This window comes from Bacillus sp. V3-13 (assembly GCF_002860165.1).
In the GTDB taxonomy this organism is placed as follows: domain Bacteria; phylum Bacillota; class Bacilli; order Bacillales; family Cytobacillaceae; genus Bacillus_BJ.
This window is the reverse complement of the sequence record NZ_PGUZ01000027.1, coordinates 116,709-127,694: the sequence shown is the minus strand read 5'-3', so window position 1 is coordinate 127,694 and position 10,986 is coordinate 116,709. Positions and strand designations below refer to the sequence as shown.

Annotated in this window: 9 protein-coding genes and 1 pseudogene; all 10 read right to left on the bottom strand. The window is 42.1% G+C overall.

The genetic code is table 11. The annotated features are described in order from the left end of the window. Positions 1 to 169: 169 nt before the first annotated feature. The 10 genes and pseudogenes from CU633_RS10920 to CU633_RS10875 all read right to left on the bottom strand — a co-directional run bounded on the left by CU633_RS10920 (position 170) and on the right by CU633_RS10875 (position 10,984). Positions 170 to 847 carry a prolyl oligopeptidase family serine peptidase gene (locus CU633_RS10920; protein WP_101660349.1) on the bottom strand — a complete coding sequence of 226 codons (678 nt, stop codon included), beginning with the start codon at positions 845 to 847 and terminating at the stop codon, positions 170 to 172. Positions 848 to 976: 129 nt separating this feature from the next. Next, a complete protein-coding gene (locus CU633_RS10915; protein WP_101660347.1) occupies positions 977 to 2,044 on the bottom strand; it encodes an ABC transporter ATP-binding protein in 1,068 nt (355 codons plus the stop codon). Further along, the gene (locus tag CU633_RS10910) at positions 2,031 to 3,773 is read right to left on the bottom strand and encodes an ABC transporter permease (protein ID WP_101660345.1); all 1,743 of its coding nucleotides are present in this window, start codon (positions 3,771 to 3,773) and stop codon (positions 2,031 to 2,033) included. The genes CU633_RS10915 and CU633_RS10910 overlap by 14 nt, the downstream gene beginning before the upstream one ends. A 27-nt stretch (positions 3,774 to 3,800) precedes the next feature. Beyond that, positions 3,801 to 4,862 carry an ABC transporter substrate-binding protein gene (locus CU633_RS10905; RefSeq protein ID WP_101660343.1) on the bottom strand — a complete coding sequence of 354 codons (1,062 nt, stop codon included), beginning with the start codon at positions 4,860 to 4,862 and terminating at the stop codon, positions 3,801 to 3,803. A gap of 440 nt (positions 4,863 to 5,302) precedes the next feature. Continuing rightward, the gene (tatA, locus tag CU633_RS10900) at positions 5,303 to 5,485 is read right to left on the bottom strand and encodes a twin-arginine translocase TatA/TatE family subunit (RefSeq protein WP_101660342.1); all 183 of its coding nucleotides are present in this window, start codon (positions 5,483 to 5,485) and stop codon (positions 5,303 to 5,305) included. Between the two features lie 37 nt (positions 5,486 to 5,522). Further along, positions 5,523 to 6,434, bottom strand: a complete 912-nt coding sequence (locus CU633_RS10895) for a 4Fe-4S dicluster domain-containing protein (RefSeq protein ID WP_101660340.1) — start codon at positions 6,432 to 6,434, stop codon at positions 5,523 to 5,525. A gap of 55 nt (positions 6,435 to 6,489) precedes the next feature. Beyond that, the gene (locus CU633_RS10890; protein WP_101660339.1) at positions 6,490 to 7,335 is read right to left on the bottom strand and encodes a dimethyl sulfoxide reductase anchor subunit family protein; all 846 of its coding nucleotides are present in this window, start codon (positions 7,333 to 7,335) and stop codon (positions 6,490 to 6,492) included. 13 nt (positions 7,336 to 7,348) lie between these two features. Then, positions 7,349 to 7,923 (bottom strand): annotated as a pseudogene (locus tag CU633_RS10885) (DMSO/selenate family reductase complex B subunit). Between the two features lie 15 nt (positions 7,924 to 7,938). After that, complete coding sequence (locus CU633_RS10880) at positions 7,939 to 10,326, bottom strand: DMSO/selenate family reductase complex A subunit (protein ID WP_101660338.1); 2,388 nt, start codon at positions 10,324 to 10,326, stop codon at positions 7,939 to 7,941. Then, positions 10,319 to 10,984: a TorD/DmsD family molecular chaperone gene (locus tag CU633_RS10875; protein WP_180954936.1), complete on the bottom strand. Its 666-nt coding sequence runs from the start codon at positions 10,982 to 10,984 to the stop codon at positions 10,319 to 10,321. Before CU633_RS10875 ends, CU633_RS10880 begins: the two co-directional genes overlap by 8 nt. Positions 10,985 to 10,986 lie beyond the last annotated feature (2 nt).

The following is a 10,986-nucleotide window of genomic DNA, read 5'->3' as shown; positions in this document are numbered from 1 at the left end:
TCTGTTTTGTGGCAGAACGGAACCCTCAAAGCCGAGTTTTCATAGAACTTTTTACACTACCTACTCTCTTCCATTCTGCATTATATGCAGAAAGATTCGGAATGGGATTTGTCTAGAATTGAACATCAAAGAAGTTTCATGGTTGCTTCATTTTCGGTTGTTTAGCCTGTTATGAATGGAGCTTGGATTGGCTGAGCATCCACTCGAAAAATTGCGGGTTATTATACGTTTCCGTCCATGAATCATGCTTTGCATCCGGATAGACCGTAAACTTTACATTCCCGCCTGCTTCCTTAAGAGCAGCCACCATCTGTTCGGTCTCTTCAATTGGAATAATGTCATCCTTCGCTCCATGAAAAGTCCAAACAGGGATATCCTTTAATCGATGAACGTTTTCTGCCGATCCGCCCCCGCATATTGGCGCTACCGCCGCAAACCTGTCAGGATTCTGGATGGCAAGCTCCCAGGCGCCATAACCGCCCATACTTAAACCGGTAAGATAAATTCTGCTTTCATCAACCCGATATTTTTGTATCGTTTCCTCGAACAAATTCATAACAGCATCCAGCTCTAATAGCCAGTTTGAATACCGGGGAACATAATCAGGGCACTGCGGTGACAAAAGAATAAATGGCAATTCCTGCGTCTCTGCCAGTTTCGGAAGGCCATTCCTTTTAAGAAACTCAGCATTATTGCCACGCTCCCCAACTCCATGAAGAAATAAAACAAGCGGAAAAGCCTTCTCCTGTTCAAAATAGTAGTCTTCCGGCAAATGTAATAGATAATCTAAATTTACTTGTTTTCTTACAGTAATCTCTTTTTGGTAACGACCAGCTGTTTGCTTCATGTCAAACCTCTCTTTGTTGAAAAATAAAGCGTAAGCTGACTAATAGAATTAGGTAGTAAAAATTCTGATTGGTTACACTTTATCACATTACATCTGTTTCTGAAACAGACACAGCTTGCCAGAAACATATTAAATAGACATCGCTGTTTCCTTGACACCGATGTTTATTTTCAAGCTGACCTTATCTCCAGGTACAAAGCGTTTATGAAAAACAGAAGAATATACATTGAACGTCTGGCCATTCACTAATACACTATAATGAATTTCGTTCCCTTGAAACTGGGCAAAAAGAATTTCTCCCGTCACTTCGCCCCGCTCCGCCTCCGCGAGTACCCATTGTTCGGGCCTGACCGGGTATAGATTTTGCTTTTTCAGTTCGACCGAAGTTCCCATATCCGGCCAGCTGACATGCGGAAAACCATCAGGAATAAAGGTATCGATATTGATCCATTTTCCGCTGATTAAATTGCTTTTTCCCACAAAAGTGGAAACAAACACAGTTCTAGGTTTCGTATAAATAGCTTCCGGTGAATCAACTTGTTCAATTTCGCCTTTATTCATGACGACAATTCTGTCTGCCATAGCGAGTGCCTCACCTTGATCATGGGTCACATACACGACCGTGGTGCCCAATTGCCGGTGAATTCCCTGAATTTCTTTGCGCATTTCCATTCTTAGTTCCGCATCAAGGGCGCTGAGTGGCTCATCCATGAGCAATAAGGCCGGGCGGGGGACGATCGCTCTTGCTAAAGCTACGCGCTGCCGCTGGCCTCCGGAAAGTTCGGCAGGATATCGGTGTTTTAAATTCTCAAGTCCAACCATTTCGAGCGTCTCGTGAACGCGGACAGCCTGTTCCTGTTTATCTTTTATTCTCCCATAACGATGGTGTTTAAGAGGAAAATATACATGCTCGGCGACTGTCATGTGCGGCCAAAGGGCGAAAGATTGAAACACCATACTAATATTTCTTTTTTCAGGTGGAACAAGCTTGTAGGGACCGGCAACAAGTTCATCATGAATGATGATCTGACCGGAAGAAGGTTTCATAAATCCTGCCAAAAGCTTCAGTAAAGTCGTTTTCCCGCAGCCGGAAGGTCCCAGTATTGCGACAAATTCCTGGTCACGAAGTTTGAGATTAATATTTTTCAGTGCTGTGTATTCTCCATATTTTTTGCTTACTTCATTAATTTGTATCATCGTTCTTTATCACTCGCTCCTTCCAAACTTTTTCGGCGAAAATATACAAAATCCCAAGCAGCATGATCACCAGCACGATCATACTTGAAAAAGCTGTTGATAATGTACTGTAACCAGCCTGCTCAAAGCTAAAAATAACAACCCCAATTGTTTCGGACCCGCTTGACCACAATAAACTTGAAACCGTTAATTCGGTTAACGCGGTTAAGAAAACAAGCAAAGCACCGCCAAGGACTCCCGGCAAAAGCAGCGGCAGAAGGATCTTTCTCCACTTCGCCGGCCGACCTGCACCAGCTGTCAACGCTGCTTCTTCCATCGAAGGATCAATCTGTGAAAATGCGGTTAAGCTGCCGCGCATTTGCAGAATGGTAAACCTCGCAATATAGGCAATCAATAAAATCCAAACAGTCCCATACACACCAGGCTGCCATCCCGGAATCGGCTGCAGCCACATGAGAATGATTGAGAGGGCAAACACGGTACCAGGGAGAGCATAAGGAATGGTAACCATGATCTCGGTCAATCGAACAAAGACAGATGGATGTTTAAAACGCAAATAAGCAATGGCCGTGCCGATGACGAAACAGCAAAGCATCGCCGCCAGCGCAAGGGTAATACTGTTGGTCACTGCATTTATCGTTTTAGCATCTTCAAATAATAGATATTGATAGTTTTTTAGAGACAGGTTTTCCCATCGAAAAGATAAACCATAAGCTTTAAGAAAAGACGTTGCGGCCATCGTCAGAAAAGGGATCAGGCTTGTACAAAGCAAAAAAGCCCAGAGAATAAACTCAACAGCCGAACGCCAGCCGTTTGTAAGAAAATAGCGCGGTTCCATGTCCCGGCTCGCCGTTTCATGAACCTTGCTTTTTCTAATAATCAACCACTGAAGCACCGTCCCGATTAAAGCAATCAATCCCAGCAGAACAGACAAAACCGCTGCCCTAGCAAATGCTGACGGTCCATAGCCTATCACCTGCTCGTAAATGTATGTACTCAGGACACGAATATTGGCGGGAATTCCGAGAAAAGCAGGAATTCCAAAGTTATCAAGGTTGGACAAAAAAGCCAGCAGCCCTCCTCCGGCAATGCCAGGCAGCGCCATTGGGAACACAATTTTCGTAAAGATCGTCCAGTTGGCCGCTCCCCCTGCATTGGCCGCCTGTTGCAGCTCCCGGGGGATTTTCCGAAAAACTTCTATACTTAATAAATAAACAAGGGGATAATGGGACAGCCCCAATACTAGAATAATCCCTTCCATACTATATAAATTAAAGATTGGCCCGGCCGAAGAAAACAAAGCAGCAAGCGGCCCGTTTTGGCCAAAGAATTGTACCCACGCCAGGGTCGTGATGTAGGAAGGGATGATAAATGGCATAAAAATAAATAATTGTAGCCATTTTTTTCTCCGCAAATTCACATACGCCATAATCCAGGCAAGGCTTACACCTAAAACTAGAGCGACCAGAGTACTCGCTGTCGTAATCCACAGCGTATTTTTTATCGTTGTCCACGTCGCTGCTTCTGTTAAAACCTCCTGGTAAAGAGTAAGGCTGAGTTTTCCTTCCGAGAAAAGACTCAACCACACCAATCGGCATACGGGCAGTAAAAATAGACATGTAATCAATAAGAAGCCCAGGATTCCCGACCAACTCCGAAAAATAGAAGAAAAGGAAAACGAGTGAAACGGTCTCGCTTTCCTTAATGAACTTTGATATGGTGGAATCATTTTCTCCACTCCTCTAGTGTTGCCAAACTATTGACCAACTGTTTGTTCAAATTGTCTTTTATCATCTTCTCTTGATTGATAAAGCTCGTTAATATCTGCAGAAATGACTTTCAACTCATCGATTGTCTTCAATCCTTCCGGAGCCTCGACACCTTCACGGATCGGTGTATAGCCGAGTTCAGCAGCGAGCTTCTGGCCTTCTTCAGATAAAACAAAATCGACAAACGCTTTGGCTGCAGCCTCATTTTGCGAATCCTTCATAATCCCGACCGGTTCTGTTATGACAGGGACGCCCTCTTCTGGATAAACGAGTTCAACCGGCGATCCTTCCGATTTTGCACGGGCAACGACAAAATCGACCACCATTCCGTAATCCTTTTCTCCGCCCGCAACACTTTTAAGAACATCACCATTGCCCTTCGTCACTGTTACTTCGTTTGCGCTGATTTTTTTATAAAAGTCCCAGCCGAAATCATCCTGGCGGGTTAGAACGCCTAAATTATATGCTGCAGCACCGGAGTACAGCGGACTAGGCATAATGATCTTTCCTTTAGATTCTGCCGAGGTCAAAACATCCCAGCTTGTTGGCATTTCATCAACGTTTTCTGTGTTAACAACCAGCGCTGTTGCCATTACTTTAGTGCCATAGTATGTGCCATCAGGATCCACCAATTCTTTTGAAATGCCTTCAGCTTCCGGTGATTCATAAGATAAAAGCAAATCCTCTTCCTTCAGGCTTTCAAAAGTAACTGCATCCGCCACTAACAGGACATCAGCCTGAATGTCACCAGCCAGTTGTTCCGCTTTGATTTTTGAAATAACCTCTTCTGTACCTGACCGGAAAGTTTCTACCTTTACTTTCGGGTATTTTGCCTGGAATGCTTCCACTAATTTAGCGGCATCTTCATCAGGCTGCGATGTATAGAAGTTTAGCGTACCTTCCAATTCGGCTGCATTAGCATCTGTTGTCGTATTGGAAGCAGCCCCGCCCTTATCAGCCTCACCAGCAGAAGTGCTTGAATTATTTCCACAAGCTGCTGTTATTACCATTAATACTGCAACGACAAAAGTCATCGTCCATTTACGCATATTTAATTTTCCTCCTCTGATTGGTTGATTGCCAGTTTCCGAACACCGTGTTTTTCGGTTATGGTAAGGCACTCGATTGGAGAAATCGTGATAAACCCTCTTGCCAAAGAAGGCAATCACTTCATTCTTAAAATCTTTTAAAGTACCAGACTGGCCGTGCGGATCATTTGACCCAACATGTATGTATTTTCTTTCTTAAGAATAAGAAACATATATTAAGCTGATTTAATGAAAAGATATAAAGATTGCAAAGTTTTTATTAAGATAAGGCCGATAGAAATCAACAAAAAAGCCGAATTTCCCGGAGAAGTACGGCTGGTTGTAAATTATTTGTAAACTCTTCGCGTGTTTTAATTATTTTTTTGAGGATGGAAAAATAGGACTGTCTAAAAACATTCTTGAAAAGTAAAAAGGCAGTCCTTATAACAAGGACTGCCTTTTTACTTACTCTCATTTTCTTCTTTATCTTTATCATCATCGATGATCCCTTTTGTGGAATTCTTAAATTCCTTCAATGATTGCCCCATCGCCCGGCCAATCTCAGGGAGTTTCTTCGGACCAAATATAATCAAAGCAAGTACTAACACCAATATTAATCCTAATATTCCAATGTTTGATAACATCATGACCACTCCTAAAATATGATTTACAATTCAATGATTATCTCGCCATTAGAAATCCTTTTCTTTTTATACATATTACACATGTTTCAGCGTTCTCAGACAATGTTTCAAAGCTTTTGTTGCATGTTTTACAGACTTTCGTATAAACAGGATGCTTTATTGTTTTACTTAATGAAATTCTTTCTTCAATAAAGATTGCTTTTTCGGGACATATATCCTCACACAAGCGGCAGGATGAGCATCGCTGAGCAGAAATGGAAAAGGCAGTATCCGTTACATTCAAACAATTTTTATTGCAAAGAACCTGGCATGCCTTGCATAGAGTACATTTGCTTATGTCCAATTTAATCCCGGAAAATTGATGGTTTGGATAATGTTTCGCCAATTCCAAGTCGGTTTGATTAAACCGCCATTTGGCCGGTGTCATTTGCTTCATCCAAGAATGAGTTTCTTTCCTCCAGGCAATAAATAAGTCTCTTCTTGTACATGTTGTACCTGTCGAGTCCCCGCCTTTATGAAAAACAACTGATAAAGCGGATTCACCTAATTCCTGTAACAAGCCATTCACTTCATCGATTGTTTGTTCCCAGTTTTCATTCAATTTTTCTTGTTCACAGACAATCGCTCTTATTCCTTTTTTATAATAGACGAGGAGTTCCTTTACGGTAGGGACATCATCATCTGTACTCACCAGTTGATTTTGAATCACTGTCCTTTTCGGAAAAATGCCTGCCACGGCCTGGACAGGGCAAGCAGCCATACATTTCCCGCATTCTATACATTCTTCATTATTTATAACCGGAACACCCTTAACAATAGAGATCGCATCAATATCGCAGGACTCCAGGCACTTCTCACATGTAGACCGGGGGCTTTGATGACGGGTGCACGTATTTAATATTTCATATTCGTAATCCAGACTCTCTGCCCATTTACTGAATAAACCCATCATTTACCCCCCTAAAAGATGTAAGCAGTAACTCCATTCAAGTGCATGTATAAAATCAGGAACCTAAAACATAAAATACATATCTGCTCATGCCTTCAGCGAATACCAGTGCGGCAAGCGCCACATAAGCAAAAGATAACGAAACCTTTCTGTTTGCCATTGATAAGTATCCCAATACGCCGACTCCCGCAACTTCAATAATCCAGCGCAGAGCGACTGTGCCTTGATACGCTTCTAAACCGGTCATCGCATTCGTTCCGCTGATCATATTCACTTCCGGCATGGACGATGAAAACAGTGCGACTCCGACTACTTGGACAGCAATTCCGAATATCGCCATGTAAAAGGCGTACTTAACGAGGCCATTGGCTTCCGCTTCACTCCGCTTTTCCCGTAACAGCGGAGCGATAAAGCTGGCCGCCAATACCGGCCCGAGCACAAATGCCGTGCCATAAAAGGAGGTAAAGGTGTTAATCGAATGCCAGCCGCTGACCAATGTATTGGCGTAGATTGCCGCCATACAGTAAATATCAATCAAACCAATCAGTGCTGAAACCAGCAATAACCACGGATTCACCTTTTTCTGGACAAAAGCCAGGGCGGTGGTGACACAAGCCGCGCCAATGAACAGTCCGGTCATCAGTATTTCACGGCTCATCCACGAGAAACCCAAATGCCTGATCGTATTGAAGGCATTGCTTGGTGCACCCAGGTGGGCGAATGACGCGCCCAGCCCGATAATCGATAATCCGGCTATCACTAGCAGAGGAATTCTCATCATTACAAACGTTTTTTCCCCGCCCATTTTTGCTAGTTTCCGATAGAACAACCACAGCATCAACATCCCGCCGATCGCGGCCTGCATACACACTGTAAAGATTAATAACGCCCATTCATGCATGGAACAAACCTCCTTAATTTGCGTATTTGTGTAGAGTAATCACAATATTTGGATGAGTAATCGATGCACTAGGCATTTCTTTCACTTCATTCACATTGCCGTATTTCTTGCGCAGTTCTTCAATGGGACCCACTTCGATGGCACGCATTGGACATGCGCCTTCACATGCGGGCCTTTCGCCTCTATCTAGTAAATCAATACATAAATCGCATTTTGTCATTTTACCAATTTCTTCATTAAATTGCGGTGCTCCATAAGGACAATTCCATTCGCAATACTTACAGCCGGCACATTTGTCATGATCAATGAAACTACTCCATCTTCACTCCGTTTATACATTGCCCCGGTTGGACAACCCTCTACGCATTTCGGTTCGTCACAGTGATTACATGAAATAGAAAGATAAAAGGATTGAACATTATTGATAAATGTTCCATTGTTATTCGCTGAAAACTCCCCATTTTCAAAAGAATAAACACGTCTAAAATTTATTCCCAGCGGATTATCATTTTTGTCCTTACAAGCTATAACACATGCTTTGCAGCCTATACAGCGAGACTGGTCAATATAAAATCCCATTTGTTCCATAATGGTTCCCTCCTTTTAAGCCTTTTCTACTTCAACTAAATTAGTATGCTGCGGATTTCCCTTCGCTAACGGGGATGGCTCCAGTGTTGTAAGTACATTAATACACCCTCTAGTATCAACTCCATCTTTATCCGGTTTATACCAGGCACCTTGAGGGATTGCCACAACTCCAGGTATAATTCGATTGGTTACCGCCACAGGAATTTTTACAATGCCTCGATCATTAAAGACTGTTACAACGTCTCCTTTCTTAATGTTCCGTTTATCTGCATCAATTGGATTCATCCATATTTCTTGTCGGGATGCTTCCTCCATCCAAACATTATTATCGTGTGTAGAGTGGCATCGTCTTTTATAATGCCATCCTATTAATTGAAGAGGATATTTTTTTGTCAAGCTGCCTTCAGGACCCTCTGCAACTGCAATATGCTTAGGAATGGCAGGAATCTTCTCAGGATCATCCATCTCCCACAATCGCTTAGAGAAGATTTCGATTTTTCCCGATGGTGTTGGAAAAGGCTTGGTATCCGGATTTTTGATTTGCTCCTCAAACCCTATGGTTGGTTTGTCGAATTTCCATTTATGAATGCCTTGTTTCTTCATTTGTTCCCAGGTTGGGAAAGACGGATCTTGTTTTCTGGTTTCTTCGATAACCCATTTTGCCCAATCCTCTTCTGTTTTTCCTTGACTGAATTCTTGTTCTAATCCCATTTTTTTCGCAAGCAGGGTCATCCATTCATAATCTGATTTTGATTCATATAGGCTGTCAGTAACCTTTTGAGAAAGAATCGCATAATCGCCAAATCCCCAGGGAGTTCCAATATCATACCGTTCAAAAAATGTATTGGAAGGCAAAAGAATATCGGCATATTTTGCAGAAGGTGTCATGAATATATCACTTACCACAATAAATTCTACTAAACTTTCGTCCTCTAAAATTTTCTTTGTTCTGTTTATATCTCCATGCTGATTAATTAAGGCATTTCCGGCACAGTTAAATATTAATTTTATGTTGGAAGGCAATGTTTCCCCCTCTTTTAATCCCAATACACCGTCCTTGGCAGACATTTCTGTTCCACGGATTATAGCGTCTGTCCAAAGGAAACAAGGGATTGAAAGTTTTAATGGATTTGGAACATTTGGGACAGAAGCTATTTTGGTACGTCCAAAATACCCTGCTCCGGAGGCCCAGCCTCCATTTACCCCTACATTGCCTGTTAAGGAAGCCAAAACTGTACCCCCCCGGACAATTTGTTCTCCATTCATGTTCCGCTGAGGACCCCAGCCTTGAATTAAAGCTGCTGGCTTAGCTGTTGCATATTCACGCGCCAGCTGACGAATTTTATTTGCAGATAAACCACATATTTTTTCTGCCCATTCCGGGGTTTTAGCTATTCCATCTTTTTCTCCTAAAATATAGCTTTGGAGAGATTCTCCTTCCGGAACTCCCTCTGGCATATGGGTTTCATCATGACCAATACAATACTTATCAAGGAACTCCTTATCATGTAAGTTTTCAGTAATAATGACATATGTCATAGCATCCATCAAAGCATTGTCTGTTGTCGGACGGATTGGAAACCATTCATCCGCCAATGCGACAGCTGTATCGGAATAACGTGGGTCAACAACATAAATTTTTGCCCCTGCTTCTTTTGCTTTTTTTAAATAAAAATTGGTCGTTCCCCATATAGTTTCTGCGGGATTGTGCCCCCACAAAATGATCAGCTTTGAATTTACCAAAGAATCCAGGCTGCTGCCGCTTGAAGCTGTACCATAAGTAAAAGGAGTGGCACTATTTGTTTGAGCAGTGCTGTAAGTATTGTGATATCCCAAGTAGCCACCAGTTAAGCCCATTAGTTTATTGAACATGACCCGGCCACTGACAAGCCCACCCCAGTTTCCTGATGCATAATTGCTGTAACGAGATGCCGGCCCATATTTTTTTGTAATTCTTTCAGTTTCTTTGTAAATTGTTTCAATGGCCTCATCCCATGATATTCTTTCAAACTTTCCTTCCCCCCGTTTTCCGACTCTTTTCATTGGATACTTTAATCGGTCAGGATGATAGACGAATTGACGATAGCTTCTACCTCGAATACATGCGCGAATTTGCGGACAGGTGAGTGAGTCTTCTTCGGCATCATCTGTCGTAATACGAACAATGGTACCGTTTTTCACATGTGCTTTAACTAAACATCTGCCTCCGCAATTTGTAGTACCACAGGTAGGAATGACTAACTCATCTTCCATGCTCTCTGCTGCTTTTGCCTTTTCAGTTAAGTGCTTCGTCGCAACCGCTCCCCCTAAGACGGCAGGGGCTGTGATTGCACCTGTCCACTTAAGAAATGTCCGGCGAGGCATTGTTTGGTTCGCAATCTTTTCAAACAAATTATTACTCATTGCCTAATACCTCCTTTATTTCTTTCATATATTCATAATCTTCCTGTATGAAATCTCTTAAAAATAAAGCGCTTCCTTTGTAAAGGCAGCTAGTTGTGTTTAAAAGGATATCTGCTGTAAATGGTTCTATCCATTTCATAAGATGTTCATCCAATAGCCGAAATTGATAATATAATGCTTTACTGCATTCTTTCTCGTTTTCTTCGTCAATTGACCACATAGTTTTGTCAATAAGGTAATTCATAAATTCCAATTCAACGGAAATGTGGTCCTCAGGCTCTTTATGCTCTTCCTCGTAATGCAAGTCAAAATCCCTTAGCTTTTCTCTCATTTTTAAAGTAGGTTCACCAAATAAAATTCTTTCTCTTGTCCGATAAACAGACTCCCATGGTGGAGCCGGAATATGTTCAGGTCCAAAAAATAATTCCTGGAAATTTTTCTGCTCCTTTAAAACAATATCTGCCGTTTCTTGAGAGGATAATTCAGTAAGAAAAGGAATCAGGTGCTCATTGGATTCGATTTGGTTCGCGAATATTTGTTCTTTCCATGTTTTAAGCATTTCGAAAGACAACGGCTTGTCGAAAATAGTATGAAGAAATTCATACTGAAATTTCCTTTCTTTAAGGAGTGAAATGATCTGAATATTTTTTGGATACACCC